We start from the raw sequence: 21,173 nt of genomic DNA on the forward strand, positions 1-21,173 counted from the left end.
GCATCCGGCCGATCGGCAAGACGAGGGCACGATACGCTCTGCGGCAATCACCGGGCCCACCCGGCAGAGATATTGCAGGGCGATGCTGGCCAACGTCGCCGGATCGCCGCCGCCCATGCTGGCGGCGGCGACCGGACAGACGTCAGACCGGCATCGGGTGCTTCACATGCATGCCGTGCATCCGCGGCAGCGGTGACAGCGGTGACAGCGGTGGCATTAGGCGGGCTGACGGGCGTTGCTCGCCTTGGCGGCATCGCCGGCCACCGAGAACTTGCTCTCCGGCTGCATGCGGAAGGCCAGCACCACCCCGACGGCCATCAGAATCATGCTGCCCACGAACGGGAGTTCCCAGTTCCCCGTGCGATCGATGAGGTAGCCGGAGAGCACCGGCGAGATGATCGCCGCGAGCGCCGAACCGGTGTTCATCATGCCGCTGGCCGTGCCCGAGTATTCGGGCGCAACGTCCATGGGAATCGCCCACATCGGACCGATGGTCATTTCGGCAAAGAAGAAGCCGAACGCCAGACAGGCCATCGACACGTAGAGATGGTGCATAAACATCATCGGCACGAGCGAGATCAGCGTGAGCAGCATGCACACCGAGACCATCCAGCTGCGGGCGCGCTTGAGGTTGCCGGTGCGCTCGTAGAGCTTGTCGGTGACGATCCCGCCCAGCGTATCGCCGACCACACCGGCAAAGAACACGCTCGATGCGAACAGCGCCGACTTCTTCAGATCGAGGTCGTAGCTGTGCAGGAAGTATTGCGGAATCCACGACAGGAACAGCCAAAGTGTCCAGCCGTAGCAGAAGTACACGATGGTCACGGGCATCATGCGCCTGAACAGCGGTCCCCACGGCACCGAAGCGCTTTTCGCCTTGAGCGCGGGCAGCACCGCAAGTTCTTCGGTGGTGATGCGCGGGTGATCCTGCGGGCGCTCCGTGAACGTGAGGGCCCACAACCCCACCCAGATCAGACTCACGATACCGCACAGGTAAAACGATTCGCGCCAGCCGTGCGTCGCCATGATGAACACCACCACGGCTGGGGCCACGGCGTTACCGATGCGAGACGCCGCATGCGTGATGCCTTGCGCAAAGCCGCGCTTTTCCTTGGGAATCCAGCGCGACATGGCCGACGTGGCGGCCGGGAACGTCGCCCCTTCGCCCAGACCGAGCATCAGGCGTGCGAGCAACAGCGTGACGAGACCGCCGGCCATGCCGGTCAGGATCGTCGCAACCGCCCACAGCGCGCCGCACACAAGCAGCGTGCGCTTCGCGCCGAAACGGTCGCTGACCCAACCGCCGATGATTTGGAAGACCAGATAGGGATAGGCAAATGCCGAGAAAACGAGACCGATTTCCGTCTTGCTGAGGTTGAACTCTTTGCCGAAGCCGGCTGCGGCCGTGCTGACGTTGACGCGATCGAGGTAGGTGATGAAATACATGACGCATAACATCACCAGCACGACCCTTGTCGCTCTGAAAAGCTTCATTGCATGTCTCCTGAAACATCCTGTGAAGCGCGCCCGCGGCATGCCGGCAACGCAAAGGTGTTGCTGCGTCACGGGCTTTTCTGTCATGAAGCCCTGTGACGCGTGAATGACAATTAAAGCGTTCACATCAGAGGCGTTGCGTGGCGCACACGACAACGCATTACCGCAACAACGCCCCCGTCTCCTAAGGACTACTAACGGCAGTTCAGGCAGCCGCCTTGAGCGAAGGCGTGTCTTTCGCCCGTGCCAGGTAGTCCATGGCCGCGACGACGCCCGAACCGGCGAGCTTCACGCCGGAGATCTGCAAGCCCATTTCGCAGCCCGAGAGCGTGGCCATGAGCGTAAGGTCGTTGCAGTCGCCAAGATGGCCGATACGGAACATCGTGCCGCGGATCTTGCCCAGCGCCTGACCGAGCGACATGTCGAAGCGCTCGTAAATGCGCTTGCGCACTTCATCGGCGTCCACGCCCTGCGGCATCACCACGCCGGTGAGCACCGGGCTGTACACCGCGGGGTCCTGACACTGAATCTCGAGCCCCCACGCGTTCACCGCGCGACGCGTGGCTTCGGCCAGACGCTGGTGACGCGCGAACACGTTATCCAGTCCTTCTTCCAGAATCATGTCGAGCGCTTCCGACAGCCCATACAGCAAGTTCGTGTTCGGCGTGTACGGCCAGTAGCCGTTCTTGTTCGCCTCGATGATTTCCTGCCAGCCCCAGAACGCGCGCGGCAGCTTCGCCTGCTTGCCGGCTTCGAGCGCCTTGGGCGACACCGCATTGAAGCTGATTCCCGGGGGCAGCATGAGACCCTTTTGCGAGCCGGAAACGGTGACGTCCACGCCCCACTCGTCGTGACGGTAGTCGGCCGAGCCGAGGCCCGAAATCGTGTCGACGAGCAGCAGCGCCGGGTGAGCGGCGGCGTCGATGGCGCGGCGCACGGCCGCGATATCCGACGTCACACCGGTGGAAGTTTCGTTATGCACGACACACACGGCCTTGATCGCGTGCGCGGTGTCGGCGCGCAGGCGCGCTTCGATCATGTCCGGCTGCACGCCACGGCGCCAGCCTTCGGTGCCCGGCAGCCCGATGAACTCCGGCTTGAGACCCAGGTTTTCGGCCATCTTCTTCCAGAGCGTCGAAAAGTGCCCGGTCTCGAACATGAGCACGTGGTCTGCCGGCGAGAGCGTGTTCGACAGCGCGGCTTCCCACGCGCCGGTGCCCGAGGCCGGATAGATCACCACCGGCTGTTCGGTCTTGAAAATCTTCTTGATGTCGGCAAGCACCTTACGGCCGAGGGCGCCGAATTCGGGTCCCCGATGATCGATCGTCGGGTAGCTCATGGTGCGCAGAATGCGATCGGGCACCGGGCTCGGGCCCGGGATCTGCAGGAAATGGCGACCCGAGGGATGGAAATCGAGCTTCAACATGAACGTCTCTCTCCTCTTGAAAAATTCGTTTTGAATTTTGCATTCAAAATACTTTAGCAGAGCGGCCGACTTTCGCAAGGGGTGAGAAGCGCTTTCAATACAGTCGTTTACCCTAGCGATACGGATGCCTGATACCGTGCGTTACAATCGCGGCGATGTGCTTTGACGATGGCTTGATGATTTTGAATGCAAAAAATGGATAACACGTCGACGATTGCCGTCCCAGAGATTCCGCGTGTCGAGCGCCTGCGTCTGCACGACACCGTCGTCGAACACCTGCGCCGCCTCATCATCGAGGGGGTGCTCTCTCCCGGCGTCAAACTCAACGAACGCGAGTTGTGCGAGACACTCGGCATTTCGCGCACGCCGTTGCGCGAAGCGTTCAAGGTGCTGGCGGCCGAAGGGCTCATCGAGATCGCGCCGAATCGCGGCGCGAGCGTCGCGCGCATGACGGAGAAGGAAATCCGGGAAATGTTCGAGCTGATGAGCGCGCTCGAAGCTTTCTCCGGCGAGCTGGCGGCCGAGCGCATGACGCCGGTCGAGCTCGCGGAGATCAAGGCGTTGCATTACGCCATGCTCGCGTGCCGCGCGCAGCAGGACCTGCCGGGCTACTACGCACGCAATCAGGCCATTCACGATCGCATCAACGAAGCGGCGCGCAACGGCGCGTTACGTCAGACGTACGTGTCGATCAATCGTCGTCTGATGGCCCTGCGCTTTCGCTCGAACTTCCATGCGGACAAGTGGGACCGCGCCATCGACGAGCATGAGCAGATGATCGATGCGCTCGAGAAGCGCGACGGCAAGCGCCTGGGCGAGATTCTGCGCAAGCACCTGCTGGCCAAGCGCGACGCCGTGCTGCAAATCCATGCCGAACCGGCAGGCAACGCGCCAGGCAATTGAGCACGCGCACAACGTTGACGCCCCACAAAAGACAAACGGCACGCCAGTGCAATCACCGGGCGTGCCGCTTCTGTCATCCTGCCGTCATTCTGCTGCCGTTTTGCCGCCGTCGTGCCGTCGCGCGTTGTTGATCGATGCCTTGCCGACGCTTCAAAGACGCCGTTCCGCCGCTTCCAATGCACGACGTGCCAGCACGGCGGGGGACTCCAGCACTTCTCCGGCCAGACGCGCGACGAGCGATGCCACGTTGCGTCCGTACTGCTTGCCGGAAATGACGTCGGCGGGATCGAGCGCGTAGGCCGCATCCACTTCCACACCCGGCGCAGTCACGGCCGGAAAATCACCGGCGAAACGTGCCACCTGCGGCGTGACGCGCGACGCCATCGACGCGCCCGCCGTACCGCGCATCTCGAAACCCGGCGCCTCGGCATCCGCGTCCGCCCACACCATGCCGTGTTGCGCAGCGAGCGCCGCAAAGTAGTCGAGCGTATCGCGCTTGTCGTCGCTGGAGCGGCAACTGAACGAGAATCCGCCTGCGACCTTGTTGCGCCAGCTGCGAGCGCGCCACATGCCGGTCGTGGCATCCGCGAAGGCTTTGAATACCGCGGCAATGCCGCCGTGGAACGCCGGCGCCCCGAAGATGATGGCGTCGGCGGCGGCCAGACGCGACAGCATGGCTTCGTCGTGCCATTGCCCGTCGACGAGCTGGTGCGGCTCGATACTGAAAAGTTGTGCATGCGCACCGGCGTCGTTGACACCTTGCGCAACGGAATGGGCAATCATGGCGGTAGCGCCGCCCTGCGAGTAATAGACGATTGCGATATTGGACATGGCGTAGTGCTTCCCTATTGGATGTCCGCCCCATGGCACCGCCGGGATCGCGCTTCCCTACGCTTCCTCTGGCTTGTCTGGACATCAGTCAGGACCCAATGATGCCAGTGATAACCCCTAGGGAATAGCCCGCATTCATGGACATGACTGTTCCGCTAAAGATAACAATCGAACGTCTGCAAGACGCTGTCGGTCCGCAAGCGCGAAGCTGACAGGAACAAGGCGCCACGCTGACAGCGAGACGGGACGGACCGGCATGACCGGCGAGCGAAGCGAAATATGGAATCGCGCGGCGCTACGCGCTGATCGACCCGGTAGCTGCGCCACGAGGACCGGAGCGCTCGATTCCCCCTGTCGGGTGCAGGGTGATTATCGGGACATTCACCTCATGAAGCACAGCAGCTTGCGTGCACCTCCCGACACCGTTGCCCGAAGTCGACGTGAATTCGATTCAAGGGGACACGAACGTTACGTTCGACGGATGTTGCCGCCCCCGCCCGGCGCCAATGCCGCATTTGTGACGGCTTCGCTCCGGGAATTCGGCAACTTCAGCGACTTCAGCGACTTCAGCGACTTCAGCGACTTCAGCGACGCGATGGCGCCCCGAGCCGTACCGAGAGCTGGTCGGCCAACTCACGAATCTGGCGTCCGATGCGCTGCCCGGTCTGCGCGTCGATTTCATTGGTCAGAAAACTGACCGCCAGACCGGCGACGGCACGCTCGCCGCTCGCGTCGAACACCGGCGCGCCGAAGCAGATCATCCCTTCACGCATCTGTCCGTTATCGATCGAGTAGCCATCGCGGCGCACCTGCGCCATCTCCTCGGCCAGGGCCGGAAAGGTGCCCACGCTCGCGCGCGTGAGCGGCGCAGGCCAGGCACCGGCGAGCAGATCGGCAGCTTCTCCCGGCGCTAGCGTGGAGAGCATGGCCTTGCCGGTTGCCGTGTACGGCGCGGGCAGGCGCATGCCGATGCGAAACGTGACGCCCAGCGGACGGTTGCCGTTGTGGCAGGCAAGATAGATCACATCGGCGCCATCGAGCACGGACAGCGTCACCGTTTCCTGCGCAAATGCCTGCGACGCCTCCCAGACCGCCCGGAATTCCTCGGTGATATTGGTCTGCGACAAAAATGCGTTCGCCCACCCCATCACATACGACCCCATCGTCATGCCGCCATTGGCATGGCGCTTCACGAGCCGCAGTTTGACGAGCGTGTCGCACAACCCGTGCAGCGTGCTTTTGGGCACGCCGGTCTCGCGCGCCAGATCGGCCAGCGCCACCGGCTCCGACGACGCGGCAATCACATCGAGGATATGGACCGCACGCACCACGGCGGGCGCGGTGGTCTTGAGCGGCTCATCGACATTGGCGCCAGTGGCAGCAGCGAAGGACAGGTTGGCAGGCAGATCGAGTTTGCGCTTTGGCATGAATCGGGAGTCTCGGAAATCTCGGAAATCTCGGAAATCGGCGTCGGTCGGGCCAAATGGACGGTCTCACATGGTGAGACGATGAAACGGGAGTGCGACGCCGCCAGCATGGTACGGGCAAGTCCTTCCCATTCCGCCTTAGGAAAACCCCTTAGTTGCACCGGAAACGTTCAATACGTAGAATCACATTCAATACATAGAATACTGTTCAATAGATGGAACAGCAAGCGACCATCCGAGACACTGGCCTATGCCATTCGCTCGCATGGGGTCCGCGTCCCTTTAAAGGAAACGCCGGCGCGCCCGGCCAATAGCCATGCAACTCAAAGACACCAATCTCTTCAAGACCCTCGCGTGGGTCGACGGTCAATGGATCCCGGCCGACAGCGGCAGGACCTTCGACGTACTCGACCCGGCCACCGGCGAAGTGCTGGCGCAGGTGCCCGAACTCGGCGCGGAGGAAACCACGCGCGCCGTGGCTGCTGCCGAGGTGGCGCAGAAGGCATGGGCCGCACGTACCGGCAAGGACCGTGCGAACGTGCTGCGCCGCTGGTTCGATCTGATGATTGCGAACACCGAAGACCTGGCGTATCTCATGACGCGCGAGCAAGGCAAGCCGCTCGCCGAAGCTCGCGGTGAAATCGCTTACGCGGCGAGCTTCATCGAGTGGTTTGCGGAAGAAGCCAAGCGCGTGGACGGCGACGTGCTCGCCACGCCCGCCGCCGACAAGCGCCTCATCACGATCAAGCAGCCGGTCGGGGTATGCGCCGCGATCACGCCGTGGAACTTCCCCGCCGCGATGATTACGCGCAAGGTCGCACCGGCCCTCGCCGCGGGCTGCGCCATCGTGGTCAAGCCGTCCGAACTCACCCCGCTGTCCGCCTTTGCGCTGGCCGAACTGGCCCAGCGTGCCGGCATCCCGGCGGGCGTGTTCCAGGTGGTGACGGGCGACGCCCGCGCCGTGGGCGGCGTGCTGAGTTCGCACCCGAGCGTTCGCAAGCTCTCTTTCACCGGCTCGACCGGCGTGGGCCGTCTGCTCATGGCGCAGTGCGCGCCGACCGTCAAGCGTCTGTCGCTCGAACTGGGCGGGAATGCACCGTTCATCGTGTTCGACGATGCCGACGTGGACGCCGCCGTCGAAGGCGCCATCGCCGCGAAGTACCGCAACGGCGGCCAGACGTGCGTGTGCGCGAACCGCTTCTACATTCAGGACGGCGTCTACGATGCCTTCGCCGGGAAATTCGCGCAGCGCGTGGCCGAGATGAAGGTCGGCAACGGTCTGGAAGACGGCGTGGTCATCGGCCCGCTGATCGAAGGCAAGGCCGTGGACAAGGTCGTCACGCTGGTCGAAGACGCGAAGTCGCGTGGCGGGCGTGTGCTCGTGGGCGGCGAAGCTCACGCGCTGGGCGGCACCTACTACGCGCCGACCGTGATTGCCGACGCCACCGCGCAAATGCGCATGGCGCGCGAAGAGATCTTCGGCCCGGTTGCCCCGCTCTTTCGCTTCACGCGCGACGAAGACGCCATCGCGCTGGCCAACGACACCGAGTTCGGTCTCGCCGCCTATTTGTATACGCGCGACATCGCGCGGGCATGGCGTACGTCTGAGGCGCTCGAGTACGGCATGGTCGGTCTGAACACCGGCCTGATCTCCAACGAAGTCGCCCCGTTCGGCGGCATCAAGCAATCCGGGGTGGGCCGCGAAGGCTCGCGCTACGGCATCGAGGAATACCTCGAAATGAAGTACCTGTGCCTGCAAGTGTGAGGTAAGGGGCCGGGCCGGGCCCAGTCCGGCAGGCCCGGGCACCGCACCGGGGCATCAGACTCCGCACGACCATAAATCGACATACCCGTCGTAACACCACCAAAGGAAACCAGTATGAAGCGCGTTATCCAGCGCGGCATGAAGCCGCTCGCTCTCGCACTTGCGGCCGGCGCCGCCATCGCCTCGGTTGCCGCCACGGCACACGCCGACGCCAAGCCGATCAAGATCGGCATCGTGACGTTCATGTCCGGCGCCGCTGCCGGTCCCTTCGGCGTGCCCGCGAAGAACGCCGCCGAAGTCACCGCCGCCGAACTCAATGCCGGCAAGGTGCCCGCACCGTATGCGACGAAGGGCTTCGGCGGTGCGCCGATCGAACTCGTTTATATCGACGAAGCCGGCAGCACCAGCAAGCAGGTCAGCGAGTACCGCAACCTGCTCAATCAGGGCGTCGACTACGTGGTCGGCTACACGTCGTCGGGCAATTGCCTGGCGATCGCACCGGTTGCCGAAGAAATGAAGAAGGTCACGCTGTTCTTCGATTGCGGCACGCCGCGCGTGTTCGAAGACGCGAGCTTCAAGTACGTCTTCCGTCCGGTAGCCACGGCCACGATGGACAACGTCGGCGCGGCGCGCTACGTCGCCGAGCGCAAGCCGGATCTCCAGACCTACGCCGGTATCAACCAGAACTACGCATGGGGTCAGGACGCCTGGGCCGACTTCGAAGGCACGCTCAAGGCGCTCAAGCCGAACGCGAAGGCCGTCAGCTCCCAAATGCCGCAACTGGGCGCCGGTCAATACAACGCCGGTATTTCGAGCCTGCTGGCCGCGCATCCGGACGTACTGCATTCGAGCTTCTGGGGCGGCGACCTGGAAGGCCTCGTGGTGCAGGCCGGTCCCCGCGACCTGTTCAAGAAGTCGCTCACGGTGCTCACCGCCGGTGAGACCGCCACGCACGGCAAGACCCGCCTGCCGGACGGTGTGATCATCGGCGCACGCGGCATGTACGGCATGTTCGCGCCGGACAACGCACTGAACCGCTGGCTGCGCACGGCCTACAGCGCCAAGTTCAACGACACCCCGAGCTACCCGTCGTACAAGATGAACCAGAGCATTCTCGCGCTCAAGGCGGCATACGAGAAAGCCCAGGCCGCCAACGGCGGCAAGCAGCCCGCGCCCGAGCAGGTCATCGCGTCGTTCGAGCACCTTGCCTTCGACGCACCGGCGGGCAAGATCGGCCTCACGCTGGGCAAGGGTCACCAGGCGGCCCAGGGCACGGCGTTCGGTGTGGTGAAGAACGTGAACGGCAAGGTCACCGTGACCGACGTCAAGCAATACTCGATTGCCGAGGTCACGCCGCCCGAGGGTGTGAAGTCGGCGGAGTGGATCAAGGGCGGCCTGAAGCACTGAGCCCCCGCGTATTGCGCAGTCAAGGCATCAAGTTCGGGAGGGCGAACGCGTTCGCCCTCCTTGCAATAAAGCGGTACCCGTAACGCCGGCGCGGCGGCTCGCATGCCGCCCGCCGCTTTACGTTCCAAGGAGAATGCGAGATGTCGCAGATCTACGCCGTCCTGGTGGACGGGGTGATGTACGCCGCGTGGCTGTTCCTGGTTGCTCTGGGACTGACCCTCGTCTACGGCGTGCTCAAAATCTTGAACATGGCGCACGGCAGCCTGTACGCGTTGGGCGCGTATGCTGGCGTGACGTTGATCGGCCCCTGGGTTGCTCAGGGCGGCAATCTTTACGTGAGCTATCTGCTGCTCGTGCTCGCGGCCATCGTCGCGGGCGGGGCTATCGGCTTCATCATGGAGCGCGGCATTCTCAAGCGCTTCTACGGGCAGGACCCGGTGGTGCTGCTGCTCGTCACCTATGCGCTCTTTCTCATCATGGAAGACGCCATCAAGCTTGTCTGGGGTGTCGACCCGTACACCGTCTCCGAGCCGTACAGTTTTCTCGGCAACTTCGATCTCGGCGATCTCTCGTACCCGAACTACAACTTCCTGATCGTGGGCGTGGCGCTGGTGGCCGGCATCGGTCTCACGGCGTTCCTGAAGTTCACCCGCAGCGGCCGTCTGCTGCGCGCGGTGATTCACGACCGTGAAGTCAGTCAGGCGATGGGCATCCGCGTGAGCCGCTATTTCGTGGTGACGTTCATGGCCGGTGCCGTGCTCGCCGCGATCGGCGGTGCGCTCACCGCACCGACGGTGTCCGTCGCGCCAGGTATGGGCGTCGAGATCGTGGTGCTGACCTTCGCCGTGGTGGTGATCGGCGGGCTCGGCTCGCTGCCCGGCGCGGCGTTCGGCGCGCTGCTCGTGGGGCTGGTACGCGCGAGTGCCGTGCATTACTGGCCGCAGGGCGAACTCTTCTCCATCTACATCGTCATGGCGCTGGTGCTGGCTGTGCGTCCGAAAGGCATCTTTGCTCCGCTGGAGGCTCGCAAGATATGAGTTCCGCAATCTCCTCCCAACTGCGCACGCCCGGCACGTGGCTCGCGGTTGCCGGTTTCGTCGTCATCGGCGGCGCGGGCCTCGCGCTGCCGCAGTGGCAATTTCTGGTGTCGGTGGCGCTGTCCAAGGGCATCGTTGCCCTGGGTCTCGCGCTGCTGTTGCGCACGGGCCTCGCGTCGTTCGGTCAGGCGCTGTTCTTCGCCGTCGGCGCGTATTGCGTCGGTCTGGGCATGAACGACTACGGCCTGACCGAACTCTTCGCGCTGCTCGCGATTTCAATGCTCGTCAGCGCTGCGCTGGCGTTTGTGCTCGGCTTCCTGCTCGCGCGTTACCGCGACATCTTCTTCGCGATGCTCACGCTGGCCCTGTCGATGATCTGCTACGGCCTGCTGCTCAACAACGTTGAACTCGGCGGCAGCGACGGCTTTAACGTGAACGCCCCCACGCTGGGCAGCAGTGCCGAGCCGTGGCAACTCACGGGCACGAACCTGTTCGCCGTGGGCCTCATCGCGGCCATCGTCTGCGTGATGGGGGTGGCGCTGTACATGCGCTCGACGCCGGGCCGCCTGGGCCCCGCGATCAAGGACAACGAGATTCGCGTCGAGTATCTGGGCACGTCCGCGCGCGCGAACATTCATCTGACTTACGTCATCGCCGGTGCGCTCGCCGGTCTGGGCGGTGCATTGCAGGCGTTCAACATTGGCCACATCGATCCGGACATGGCGTTCTGGACGACCTCCGGCGAGTTCGTTTTCATCGCCGTGCTCTCGGGCACCCGCTTCGCGTTTTCGCCGTTCATCGGCGCGCTGCTCCTGGAAGTCGCGCGAGCCATGGCCTATCGCTACGCGCCGAATACATGGCAGATCGTGATGGGCGCCATCATGCTCGCGATCATCGCATTCCTGCCGGGCGGCCTCACGAGCCTTGGGCTGGGGCGCCGCAAGCCTGCCGCGGCACATCCCGTCACGCAAACCAAGACGGCCACGGACGCGGCATAAGGGGCACGAGATGGCATCGACACACATCATTGAGGCCTCGGGCCTGTACAAGACCTTCGGCAGCGTGACACCCGCGAAGGACATCACCGTCAACATCGACGCGCAAAGCGTGGTCGGTCTGATCGGCACGAACGGCGCCGGCAAGACGACGTTCGTCAACATGCTCACGGGCTACATCAAACCGGATCGCGGCGAGATCGTGTTCCGCGGCAAGCGCATTACGGGTCTCGCGCCGCGCAAGATCACGCGGCTGGGCATCGCACGCTCGTTCCAGATTCCGCAGCTTTTCGGCTCGCAGACCGCGCGCGAGAACATCGAGATCGCGCTGGCGATCTCCGGTCTGTCCGCCGAACTGGCGAACGAGAGTCTGGCGCGTCTGGGCGTGCTGGAGTTTGCCGACATGATTTCCGGCACGTTGCCCGAAGGCGTGCGCAAGCTGCTGGATATCGCGCTCGCCATGGTCTGCAAGCCGGAGGTGTTGCTGCTCGACGAACCGACGTCGGGCGTGGCGGCAGAAGAGAAGTTCGACGTGATGAATCGCGTGCTGGACGCGGCGCGCGCGCTGGGCATCACCGTGCTGTTCGTGGAGCACGACATGGAAATCGTGCGCCGCTACAGCGATCGTGTGCTGGCGTTCTGCGATGGCCGCATTCTGGCCGACGGCACACCGGACAAGGTGCTCGCCGACCCGCAGGTGCGTGAATTGATCATTGGCGAGACGGTGGCGGCGGTGCCGGGCACCGCTCACACGGCAGGCGAGGTAGCCCATGCTTGAAGTCAGAAATCTGAATGTGCGCTTCGGCGCGACGGACATTCTTCGCGGGGTGCAGTTTTCAGTGCCGAAGGGCGCGATCGTCGGCCTGATCGGGCGCAATGGCGCGGGCAAGACCACAACGCTGCGCGCCATCATGGGACTCGTGAAGGCGAGCGGCGGCACGTTGACGTTCGACGGCACCGATCTGATGAAGGCGCCCTCGCACGAGCGCACATCGCTCGGCATCGGCTACGCGCCGGAGGATCGCCGTCTCATCCCGGACATGACCGTCGAAGAGAACCTGTGCGTGCCGGCCTGGGCGCTCAAGGCAACGGACGTGCAAACCCGGCTGGACAAGGTCTACCGCATCATTCCCGAAGCGCGCGAATGGGCGCCGCGGCGCGCCTTGCAATTGTCCGGAGGCCAGCAGAAACTGGTGGCCGTCGGGCGCGCGCTGATGACCAGCTCGCGACTGCTCATGCTCGACGAGCCGTTCGAAGGCGTGGCCCCCGCCCTGTCGAAGCGCATTGCCGAAGTGATCGGCCAGATGCGCGGCGAAGGTCTCGCGGTGATTCTCTCCGGTGCTGACTTGCAGCACGCCGGCGCGGTGCTCGATACCGTCTACCGGATCGATCGCGGCCAGATGGTCGCATAGCTCTCAACACAAGGTTTCAAGAGGAAAACGATCATGAACGCGTTTCGTTTCCAGACGGTCCCCACCGTCGTTGTCGAATTCGGCGCCGCGCGCCGCCTCGGCGCACTGCTGCGCGAACACTTCCCCTGCGGCAAGCGCCTGTGCGTGGTAACGGACGGCTTCCTGCACAAAAGCGGTTTGCTGGCCCCCGCGCTGGCCGATCTGGCCCGGCACGACTGGCAGGTCTCGGTGATCGACGACGTGATCGCCGATCCGCCCGAGCATGTCGTGCTCGAAGCCGCCGAGCGCGCCCGCGCCGCGCACGCCGAGATCGTGCTGGGTCTGGGCGGCGGCTCGTCGATGGACGTGGCCAAGCTGCTCGCCGTGCTGTTGCCGGGCACGCAGTCGATCAAGGAGATGTACGGCGTCAAGAAAGTGACGGGCACGCGCCTGCCGCTGGTGCAGATGCCCACGACGGCCGGCACCGGCTCGGAAGTGACCGCCGTGTCGATCGTGACCACCGGCGAGACGACGAAGATGGGCGTGGTCGCACCGCAACTCTTCGCGGATCTCGCGATTCTCGACGCCGAACTGACGCTCGGCTTGCCGCGCGCGGCCACTGCCGCGACCGGTATCGATGCCATGGTTCACGCCATCGAAGCCTATACGTCGGCGCACCTGAAGAACCCGATCTCCGACATGCTCGCCGTGAAGGCGCTGGAGCTGCTTTCGCGCAATCTGCTGCCGGCCTGCAACGACGGCAACAATCGCGACGCCCGCGAAGCGATGCTCCTCGGCGCCATGTTCGCCGGGCAGTCGTTCACCAATTCGCCCGTGGCCGCCGTGCATGCCCTCGCTTATCCGATTGGCGGCATTTTCCATGTCGCTCACGGGCTGTCCAACGCGCTGGTGCTCTCGCACGTCATGCGCTTCAACGCGCCGGCCGCATGCAAGCTGTACGCCGAACTGGCCGACGTGATCCTGCCGGGCAAGGCCTCGGGCAGCGATGAAGCGAGGACCGACGCACTCATCCGGCATATCGAGTCCATGATCGTTGAGACCGCCATTCCCCGCACCCTGCGCGAGGTCGGCGTCAAGCAGGACGACATTGCGCGCATGGCCAGCGACGCGATGCTCCAGACGCGCCTGCTGGTGAACAACCCGCGCGAAGTCTCGGAGGCCGACGCGTTCGCCATCTATAGCGCTGCGTACTGACCCACGCCAACGCGCCTTGCGCTCAACGGCCCGGTCGACGGTCAATCGTCGCCCGGGCCGTTTCCTTATCGCTTATCATCCCCTTCGGCTCCGGTCCGCTCGGGACACGCTTCCTGTCTGCCCGGGTCCGCATCGCACTGCATCGCTGGAGACACGCCATGAAGAAAACCTTTCCCGACGCCGCGCAAGCCGCCACCCTCATCGACGCCCGCATCCGGGAACTCGCGGACTGGCGCGGCGACATGCTCGCCCGTGTGCGCAAGATCGTGACCGGCGTCTCGCCCGATATCGTGGAGCAATGGAAGTGGCGTGTGCCCGTCTGGTCATGTCACGGCATTCTGTGCACCGGCGAGGCATACCAGCGCGCCGTCAAAATGACATTCCCCAAAGGCGCCTCGCTTCCCGACCCTACAGGCCTCTTTAATGCCAGCCTCGAAGGCAATACGCGCCGCGCGATCGATTTTCACGAAGGCGACGTTATCGATGAAAAAGCCCTGACCAGTCTTATTCGTGCCGCGATCAATGCCAATCAATCCTGATCAAGCAAAAAATTAATTATCCATTTAATTCATACATTCAATTCATCTCGGATTTTCAACGAAATCGGGATAGGCAACACGAACTGAAATCGCCCAAAAAAATCGGATAGAACCCGCTCGATTTTCGAGGGTTCTTCAAAACAAAACCCTTAATTCTACGGCACCAAATCCAACAAAATAATATCTTGAAATTCGAGGGGTCTCGTTTTTTAATATTTTCGATGCACGCATTGAAAACGTGCAAACCGGTTGATATTCTTCAACGCATCGGTGTACGGATTCAAGTTCATACAAGCGGCGACTGGCCGCCCGGCCTCGATACGTAGCTTTCGGTTTATTGCATTGCCACGGCGTGCGAAGCGATTGCCAACGTCAGCAACACCATCCTGTTGTTGTATTCAATTTAAAACTCCGACGCTTTTATGACCCAGGGGCCGACATGGCGATAACGCCATGGTGGCGTCGTACGCGCGTCGGATTTGGTGTCGCTGCAAAACACAGTTGAACGCACAAGCATCGGACCCATTCCCCTGGAGGCCATCATGTCTGCCTTGATGCATTTACTCGAAACCATTCACGACGACTGCAGCGGAATAACCGACTCGCAGAAGCTTTTTCAGCAAATCGATTCATTTTCGAAGCGCATCGGGTTCGAATTTTGCAGTTATGGCTTTCGCCATCATCGCAGTGCTACGCAATCGGAAGTTCGCGTCTTCGACAGTTACCCTGAAGGCTGGATGGCGCACTATGGCAAGTGCGGGTATCTCGACGTCGACCCGACGGTCGCCGTAGGCGCTCACACGGAAAGCCTCGTGTTGTGGCGCGACCCGGCATTGCCCAAGGCCGATGCGCTGTGGCGCGACGCGCATGACTTCGGTCTGAACCACGGCATCGCGCGCTCCAGTTGGGGGCCGCACGGAGAGTTCGGTTTGCTGAGTTTCAGTCGTTCGACCGAATCTCTCACTCCCGTCGAACTGAATTCGTTGCAGGTTGGCATGGGCGTGCTGGCGAACTACACCCATGAATCGATGAGCCGCCTGCTGCGCCCGCAGCGCCCTCCTTTCGACATCACCTTGCTGTCGGTGCGCGAGCGCGAGGTGCTGCTATGGACAGCCGAAGGGAAAACCGCCGATGAAATCGGCGACATCCTCGGGATCTCGACTCGCACGGTCAATTTTCACATTCGCAACTGCCTCGACAAGACAGGCTGCCGGAACAAGGTGCAAAGCGCCATTCGACTCGTGATGTGGCGCTAGCCACCCGCGCCGACGCAAACGCGATAGAAATTGAATGAGCGGGGAGTCCGGCGGCGCGGTGCCTCAGTTGGCCGAGGCATTGCCCGACAAGCCGAGCGCCGACCGGGTGGTCGCGTCGATGTCGATGCGGTAAGCCGCTACCAGCCGGCCGTCGATACGATACGCCGCACCGAGCTTGTGGGTCGGCACGCCAATGCGCACGAACAGGCGCGCCAGGCTCACGAACGTGACGCCGATCAGCCGGCGCGCGCCCAGCGAACTTGCGGTGAACACCGCGGCACGCAGCAGTTCACGCGCCCCCTGCAGGGATTGCTGCCCCGGTGCGCCGTCGTGCAGGGCCCGATCGGCCTGGGGTGCCTCCCATGCAAACCGGGAGAGTTCCCAGACGGGTGTGGGAGGTGTCGAGGACGTCTGCGACGTTGCGGACGTTGCGCACGTCTGGGACGTGTGGCACGTGAGGGACGCGCCGTGGGCGTAGGCGCCCTCCCCCATGTCGAAACCGTCTCCCATGTGGATCGCAGCAGGAAGATCGTCTACGAGATGGGGAAAATGATCGCCGAGCAAACAGCGGTGCGTCGCCGGCAACAAGCGCGCGCACCCGATAATGGCGTCCTCATGGCGAAGCGTGACGTAGATCGTATCGTCGCGATCGTACTCATTGGACTCCTCACCGTCCGGCGACATCCCGTACTGGGACGACGTTTTCATTTCCCACCCCAGTTTTTGCACAAAAACGCGATGGCGAAAGCGCGCAATTTCGCCTCGTGCAGAAGGGATCAGTTGAGCACCGCGCATGACATCGACCCGCATTCCAAACCTCCATCGTTAGTAGATGGAGGCAGATTAGCGACGCCGAAATGCAGCGAAAACTGTCAAGGTTAACAGGTACCCAAACGTCAACGCAACGCGCGAAGGATGCGCCTTCAATAATCACTCATCTGTCGCGCCGACAGCGATTCAATGTGTGAATTCGGCGTTTTCACGGTTTTTCGAGAGATTCACCGGCACAAAAAAGCCACGGCGCGAACGCCGTGGCGAATGCTGGTGAATCGACTTGGGGAGCGGCAATCGACGACCGGTCGAACAGCCACAGGTCCAAGCCGTCAACCGTTCAAGGGCGTAAGGGCGGCAGCCTTGGCAAAAGCCCCGTGACCCGGGCCCACTCCTGGGTTGCTGAGCACGCAGCCGGACAGGGTAATGGTGTCCCACCCCATCTGACGGCCGTAGTTCGAGCCGCACCCGGCTTGCGACGATGCCCAATAGAAGAAGCTCTCCGGCCTCACCCCTCGCGAATAGACCTTCCTCAATACCGCGATTTCGGCGTCGCCAATACCGCGACCAACGCTATTGGCCCAACTGATGGCCTGCTGAATGCTAAGCCCCGGCACGTCCCAGATAATGAACTGGAAGACGTTGCTCACCACCACCGTATAGGACTTCGACGTACCTCTGCTGTCTTTTACGGTAATGGTTGCGGTGCCGTTTCTTTCGCCGACAACCTTGCCTTGCGCATTGACCGACGCAACGGATGGCTTGCTCGAGGTGTAGGTATACGGCGGCACACCGCCCGTGGCGGCACGGGTCTGCGCATTTCCGGGGGCGTCCTCTCCGGTCTTCGGCCAGCCCGTCTTGATCGCCAGACCGTTCAACACCATCTGCGTATCCGGCAACGTGAAGTCCGGAATCACTTCCATCTTCACCGTCAGTTCGGGGAACGGGATGGCGTTCGCCTCGTTGCTGCTGCCGTCGAACGTCACCTTCATCTCCACCCTCAGGTTCGACCCGTTGCGCAACGCCTCAAGGCGCGCTCGCGGAAGCGCCCTGTTGATCCCGGCGTCGACTTCCGCGGCAGTGACACCCACGCCCTCCGCCAGCACGATCGTATCGCTCGCGCCGCTCGCCAGCGTGCCATGGCACCGCAACCAGAATTTCTGGTCAGCGGCGATCGCCGGCCACTGTTTGACCGTGACCGCGGCGTTGCCGGTGAAGCTCGACAGTTTGAGCTGGCCGTTGGCCGCTTGCGGAATGACAGGCGTCGGCAGGTCTCCCGCCGCGAAGTCGTTGATGGTCAAATCGAGAATCCCGGACGCGGTCGTCTGACCGTTGCGAGTGACCGTGTAATAGACGGGCAGGGTCTTGCCGATGTAGGGCAGCACCTTGTCCGCGTCTACGGGTATGTCAACGGTGCCGCTCGCATCTCCCGCCACCGTATCGAACGACGCGTCGCCATCCCACACGAGCTGGATCGAGTCGGTTGCCTGCATGTCCTCATAGGTCACGCGAACCGTGACACCGTCGATCGCATCGATCGCGTCGAGCTCCCCGTCCTGTGCTTCGGTCACTTCCGGCGCAAACAGGTCCAGACCGTCCGAGAACCGGAGCGTGCGAACGCGGAACACCACGGCGTCGGCCTCGTTCGGGCTGCCATCGAACGTCACCTTGACCTCAAGCGTGAAGTTCGAGCCGTCCTGCAGCTTTTCCAAATCTACGCGGCGCAGCGTCCGGTTGAGTGGCTTGCCCGCTTCCTCGGCGGTAACGACATGCCCGCTCTCCAAGGTGATCGTGATTCGGCTGCCGCTGATTTGCGTCCCATGCAAACGCCACCAGATGCGCTGGCCTTGCGCCATGAGCGGCCACGCCGGCTGCCGTGCCGTGGCGTCTCCCGCGAAATTGGACAGATTGAGTACGCCGCCCTTTTGCTCGACGACCGTCGCGAGCGGCAGATTGCCCGGCAGGAAATTCTCGACCACGAGATCGAGCACCGGCGACTCGACGTCGATGCCTTTGCGCGTAACCACAAACGACACCGGCACGGTACGTCCGAGGCACATCGCGACCTTGTCCGGTGGCACGGTAAACGTCACCGTCCCCGACGGATCGCCCGGCACGGCGGGGAAGCTCGTGTCGCCGTCCCAACTCAGCTGAATCGAATCTTCCGGCGACATGTCTTCATAGGTGACGCTCACGGTAGCGCCCTGTTTCGCATCCACGGGTTTGAGCACGTTGCCCGTGGCTTCGAGCACCTCGGGCGCACTGAGGCCGGGTAACGGCAGTGCAACGCGCAGGTTCAGCACTTCGGACTTGAATACCCGATTGCCGCGCGTGATCGTATAGCGCACGGGCACGATTTCTCCGTGCCAACGGTCGATCACATCCTTTTCCACGCGGAATGGATAGTCCATTGGCGTGACGATGCCGATACTGTCGTGGTACTCGCGGCTGCCTTCTCCCCAGTAAAGATCGATTTCGTCGCCGGGGCGCATGTCGCGGAATTCCGGCACGACCGTCGTCGCGCCGCGCAGATACGCATCTTCCGGCAGGAAATCGCCGTCGGCCTCTTCCACGTGCGGGGCGGGCCAGATTTCCGCTTCGTGAATCTCGATGAGCAGTTCCTTCGACGTCTGTTCGCCGTCGGCGTTGGTCACCGTGTAATACACCGCGACCATCCGGTTGTTCAGCGCGAGAATCTTGTCCCTGGGCACGTACATGTTGACGGGGTTACCCACCATGTTGTCGGTGATCGCAAAGGACTGGATATGCTCGCCGGCGGTATTTTCTCCGAACCGGATCTTCACCACATCGTTGCGCGCCATCCCTTCGTATGGCGCGACCCGCACTGTCGCATCGATTTCCAGTTCGCTCGGATCGAGGATGCCGTCGACCGCTTCCACCACAATCGGCGCGGGCAGCGTAGTCTCCAGCGGCAGCACCACGAACGTCTTCGCCATCGATCCGGTCTTGCCGCCCGAGGCATGCGTGACTTCGTACAGCACGTTGACGGTATCGCCGCCCATCGCGTTGATTTCGATGACGTTCCGGTCGGCTACCACGACGATATCGCCCACCGCCGTCACCTGTTCGGTACCGGTCTGCTGGCCGCCCTCCGAAGTGCCGAGCCAGAACCAGGTGACGCTGTCACCTACCGCCATATCGGGCCAGGCCGGAATCGTCACTCTGGCGCCGGCGGGCACGAAGATCGGATTCAGCTCGCCGTTCACTTCCCCTTCGACCAGCGGCGCCGGCAAGGCGTCGGCCTTGAACACGGTCAGCGTCAGTGTGGACGACTCCCTGAGGCTCGTTCCGGACTGCACCGTGTACATCACGTTCACCGTACCGCCACCCAGCGGCCCGATCTTGCTGTACGGCACCGTGAAGCGAAGCGGCTCGCCCACGTTCTCGCGACTGATTTCGATGATGTCGAAGTACGTCACCGGATCACCGCCCTGCGTGGTTCCCTCCCACCGCAAACGCAAAAGATCGCCCAACGCCAGATTCGGCCACGGTTCGACGTCGACCGTGGCGCCATTGGGCACGTCTGCGGGGTCCAGCGTCGCGTCGTCGGACGCTTCGAGCACGCGCGGCGCGGGCAGCAAGACCGCCGTGCCCTCGACGGCGAAATTCGAGCGATACGAGCGTCCCTTGTGCACGCCGCCCGCGGTGCTTACCCGGTAGTACAACGACCCTTGTCCGGGCACGATCTGCGCGAGCGTCGCATTCGGCAGATCGAACGACAGAATCACGCCGCCGCCGAGCGTTTGCGACGCCGTATAAGTGACCTCCAGCCCTTCGTACGATCGGCCTTCGAAGACGAGTATCACGCCATCGCCCTGCTCCATGTCACCATTTTTCATGATGATCACTTGCGCATCGGCGCCGTCGAGCAAGTCGTAATCGAGCACGTCGTTGCTGACTTCCACGACAGCGGGCGGGTCATAGATCGCGTCGCCCATTTCGACTTCGATGAATGAAGACAGCGCCCGCCCTGACCAGTTACTCACGGTGTCGCGGATTTCGTACGTCACGGCGACCGCCTCGCCATCGCCTCCCGCCTCGATCACTGCTGCGGGCACCATCAGGATCAGCGGTTTGTCAACCTGCGATTCGTCGATGGGCGGCACTTCCCACGTCGCGGCGCCCCAGAACAGCTTGAGCCGGTCGCCGGCCGTCATGTTGAGCCACGGCGGAATCTCCACGCGGATGCCCTCCGGGGGAACGGCATCGATCGGCCCGGGGGGCAGAATCGCCTTCTCCAGCCCTTCGTTGACCGGCCACGTCGACTGATCGGGATCGTCACCGCCGGGCACCGAGAGTTTCACGAGCACAGACGTAATCGGCGACGGTGCCGGCGCGGGGTCGCCGAACGACGAGATGCGCTCGTACCAGACGTCCACGATGCCGTCGCCCACGTCGATGACATCCTTTACCGGCACCTTCATCTGAAAGTTCGGGTCGTTGGGAGACTCCACGATCATCAGATCGACAATGTGACCGACGCGCCCCCAGTACAACCGCAAGGTATCCCCCTTGAGCATCAGCGGGTTCCATGGCACCAGCACGTCGAGATAGCCTTCGAGATCCGCGTAGACCTCCTGTTTCCGGATACCGCCGTTGGCCTCGGCCAAAGGCACCTGCGGTGCCTGGAGCACCAGGGTTTCCTCGAGTTTGTCCGGCGCTCTGAGGAAGAAACTGTCGCGTGTATTCATGACC

Annotated in this window: 16 protein-coding genes; 10 read left to right on the plus strand and 6 right to left on the minus strand. The window is 63.0% G+C overall.

Annotated features, from left to right (window positions below):
- Positions 1–216: 216 nt before the first annotated feature.
- Together AB870_RS16075 and AB870_RS16080 are read right to left on the minus strand one after the other, a co-directional pair.
- Entirely contained in the window at positions 217–1,494 is a 1,278-nt protein-coding gene (locus AB870_RS16075) for an MFS transporter (RefSeq protein ID WP_047905490.1), read from the minus strand.
- 205 nt (positions 1,495–1,699) lie between these two features.
- Entirely contained in the window at positions 1,700–2,920 is a 1,221-nt protein-coding gene (locus AB870_RS16080; protein WP_047905491.1) for a pyridoxal-phosphate-dependent aminotransferase family protein, read from the minus strand.
- A 186-nt stretch (positions 2,921–3,106) separates the two neighbouring features.
- Between AB870_RS16080 and AB870_RS16085 the strand changes: the two genes are divergently transcribed.
- On the plus strand, positions 3,107–3,823 hold the full coding sequence (locus AB870_RS16085) for a GntR family transcriptional regulator (protein WP_047905492.1): 717 nt from the start codon (positions 3,107–3,109) through the stop codon (positions 3,821–3,823).
- Positions 3,824–3,973: 150 nt separating this feature from the next.
- Here the strand turns inward: AB870_RS16085 and AB870_RS16090 are convergent, their stop codons facing one another.
- A complete protein-coding gene (locus AB870_RS16090; protein ID WP_053059407.1) occupies positions 3,974–4,654 on the minus strand; it encodes a flavodoxin family protein in 681 nt (226 codons plus the stop codon).
- A gap of 584 nt (positions 4,655–5,238) precedes the next feature.
- Positions 5,239–6,081, minus strand: a complete 843-nt coding sequence (locus AB870_RS16095) for an IclR family transcriptional regulator (RefSeq protein ID WP_084663771.1) — start codon at positions 6,079–6,081, stop codon at positions 5,239–5,241.
- A gap of 316 nt (positions 6,082–6,397) precedes the next feature.
- On the opposite strand from AB870_RS16095, the gene AB870_RS16100 reads away from it, so the two are divergent.
- The 9 genes from AB870_RS16100 to AB870_RS16140 all read left to right on the plus strand — a co-directional run bounded on the left by AB870_RS16100 (position 6,398) and on the right by AB870_RS16140 (position 15,686).
- Positions 6,398–7,846 carry an NAD-dependent succinate-semialdehyde dehydrogenase gene (locus tag AB870_RS16100; protein WP_047905493.1) on the plus strand — a complete coding sequence of 483 codons (1,449 nt, stop codon included), beginning with the start codon at positions 6,398–6,400 and terminating at the stop codon, positions 7,844–7,846.
- A 114-nt stretch (positions 7,847–7,960) separates the two neighbouring features.
- The gene (locus AB870_RS16105) at positions 7,961–9,253 is read left to right on the plus strand and encodes an ABC transporter substrate-binding protein (protein ID WP_197683848.1); all 1,293 of its coding nucleotides are present in this window, start codon (positions 7,961–7,963) and stop codon (positions 9,251–9,253) included.
- A 140-nt stretch (positions 9,254–9,393) separates the two neighbouring features.
- Positions 9,394–10,290, plus strand: a complete 897-nt coding sequence (locus tag AB870_RS16110) for a branched-chain amino acid ABC transporter permease (protein WP_047905494.1) — start codon at positions 9,394–9,396, stop codon at positions 10,288–10,290.
- Positions 10,287–11,288 carry a branched-chain amino acid ABC transporter permease gene (locus tag AB870_RS16115; protein WP_047905495.1) on the plus strand — a complete coding sequence of 334 codons (1,002 nt, stop codon included), beginning with the start codon at positions 10,287–10,289 and terminating at the stop codon, positions 11,286–11,288. The genes AB870_RS16110 and AB870_RS16115 overlap by 4 nt, the downstream gene beginning before the upstream one ends.
- 10 nt (positions 11,289–11,298) lie before the next feature.
- Positions 11,299–12,063, plus strand: coding sequence for an ABC transporter ATP-binding protein (locus tag AB870_RS16120; RefSeq protein ID WP_047905496.1), 765 nt, complete (start codon positions 11,299–11,301; stop codon positions 12,061–12,063).
- Complete coding sequence (locus tag AB870_RS16125) at positions 12,056–12,697, plus strand: branched-chain amino acid ABC transporter ATP-binding protein (protein WP_047905497.1); 642 nt, start codon at positions 12,056–12,058, stop codon at positions 12,695–12,697. The genes AB870_RS16120 and AB870_RS16125 overlap by 8 nt, the downstream gene beginning before the upstream one ends.
- 33 nt (positions 12,698–12,730) lie before the next feature.
- Entirely contained in the window at positions 12,731–13,891 is a 1,161-nt protein-coding gene (locus tag AB870_RS16130) for an iron-containing alcohol dehydrogenase (protein ID WP_047905498.1), read from the plus strand.
- Positions 13,892–14,049: 158 nt separating this feature from the next.
- The gene (locus AB870_RS16135) at positions 14,050–14,430 is read left to right on the plus strand and encodes a DUF1801 domain-containing protein (protein ID WP_047905499.1); all 381 of its coding nucleotides are present in this window, start codon (positions 14,050–14,052) and stop codon (positions 14,428–14,430) included.
- 482 nt (positions 14,431–14,912) lie between these two features.
- Positions 14,913–15,686: an autoinducer binding domain-containing protein gene (locus tag AB870_RS16140; RefSeq protein WP_237170137.1), complete on the plus strand. Its 774-nt coding sequence runs from the start codon at positions 14,913–14,915 to the stop codon at positions 15,684–15,686.
- 63 nt (positions 15,687–15,749) lie between these two features.
- Here the strand turns inward: AB870_RS16140 and AB870_RS16145 are convergent, their stop codons facing one another.
- Positions 15,750–16,394 carry an acyl-homoserine-lactone synthase gene (locus AB870_RS16145; protein WP_237169961.1) on the minus strand — a complete coding sequence of 215 codons (645 nt, stop codon included), beginning with the start codon at positions 16,392–16,394 and terminating at the stop codon, positions 15,750–15,752.
- Between the two features lie 395 nt (positions 16,395–16,789).
- Positions 16,790–21,169, minus strand: a complete 4,380-nt coding sequence (locus tag AB870_RS16150; protein ID WP_047905501.1) for an Ig-like domain-containing protein — start codon at positions 21,167–21,169, stop codon at positions 16,790–16,792.
- Positions 21,170–21,173: the final 4 nt, after the last annotated feature.

It is taken from the genome of Pandoraea faecigallinarum (assembly GCF_001029105.3).
Classification (GTDB): domain Bacteria; phylum Pseudomonadota; class Gammaproteobacteria; order Burkholderiales; family Burkholderiaceae; genus Pandoraea; species Pandoraea faecigallinarum.

Coding starts and splice junctions, on each gene's coding strand:
- AB870_RS16150 (WP_047905501.1), bottom strand. CDS start 21,169: ATGAATACACGCGACAGTTTCTTCCTCAGAGCGCCGGACAAACTCGAG.
- AB870_RS16120 (WP_047905496.1), top strand. CDS start 11,299: ATGGCATCGACACACATCATTGAGGCCTCGGGCCTGTACAAGACCTTC.
- AB870_RS16115 (WP_047905495.1), top strand. CDS start 10,287: ATGAGTTCCGCAATCTCCTCCCAACTGCGCACGCCCGGCACGTGGCTC.
- AB870_RS16085 (WP_047905492.1), top strand. CDS start 3,107: ATGCAAAAAATGGATAACACGTCGACGATTGCCGTCCCAGAGATTCCG.
- AB870_RS16080 (WP_047905491.1), bottom strand. CDS start 2,920: ATGTTGAAGCTCGATTTCCATCCCTCGGGTCGCCATTTCCTGCAGATC.
- AB870_RS16145 (WP_237169961.1), bottom strand. CDS start 16,394: ATGAAAACGTCGTCCCAGTACGGGATGTCGCCGGACGGTGAGGAGTCC.
- AB870_RS16090 (WP_053059407.1), bottom strand. CDS start 4,654: ATGTCCAATATCGCAATCGTCTATTACTCGCAGGGCGGCGCTACCGCC.
- AB870_RS16110 (WP_047905494.1), top strand. CDS start 9,394: ATGTCGCAGATCTACGCCGTCCTGGTGGACGGGGTGATGTACGCCGCG.
- AB870_RS16105 (WP_197683848.1), top strand. CDS start 7,961: ATGAAGCGCGTTATCCAGCGCGGCATGAAGCCGCTCGCTCTCGCACTT.
- AB870_RS16130 (WP_047905498.1), top strand. CDS start 12,731: ATGAACGCGTTTCGTTTCCAGACGGTCCCCACCGTCGTTGTCGAATTC.
- AB870_RS16095 (WP_084663771.1), bottom strand. CDS start 6,081: ATGCCAAAGCGCAAACTCGATCTGCCTGCCAACCTGTCCTTCGCTGCT.
- AB870_RS16100 (WP_047905493.1), top strand. CDS start 6,398: ATGCAACTCAAAGACACCAATCTCTTCAAGACCCTCGCGTGGGTCGAC.
- AB870_RS16075 (WP_047905490.1), bottom strand. CDS start 1,494: ATGAAGCTTTTCAGAGCGACAAGGGTCGTGCTGGTGATGTTATGCGTC.
- AB870_RS16125 (WP_047905497.1), top strand. CDS start 12,056: ATGCTTGAAGTCAGAAATCTGAATGTGCGCTTCGGCGCGACGGACATT.
- AB870_RS16135 (WP_047905499.1), top strand. CDS start 14,050: ATGAAGAAAACCTTTCCCGACGCCGCGCAAGCCGCCACCCTCATCGAC.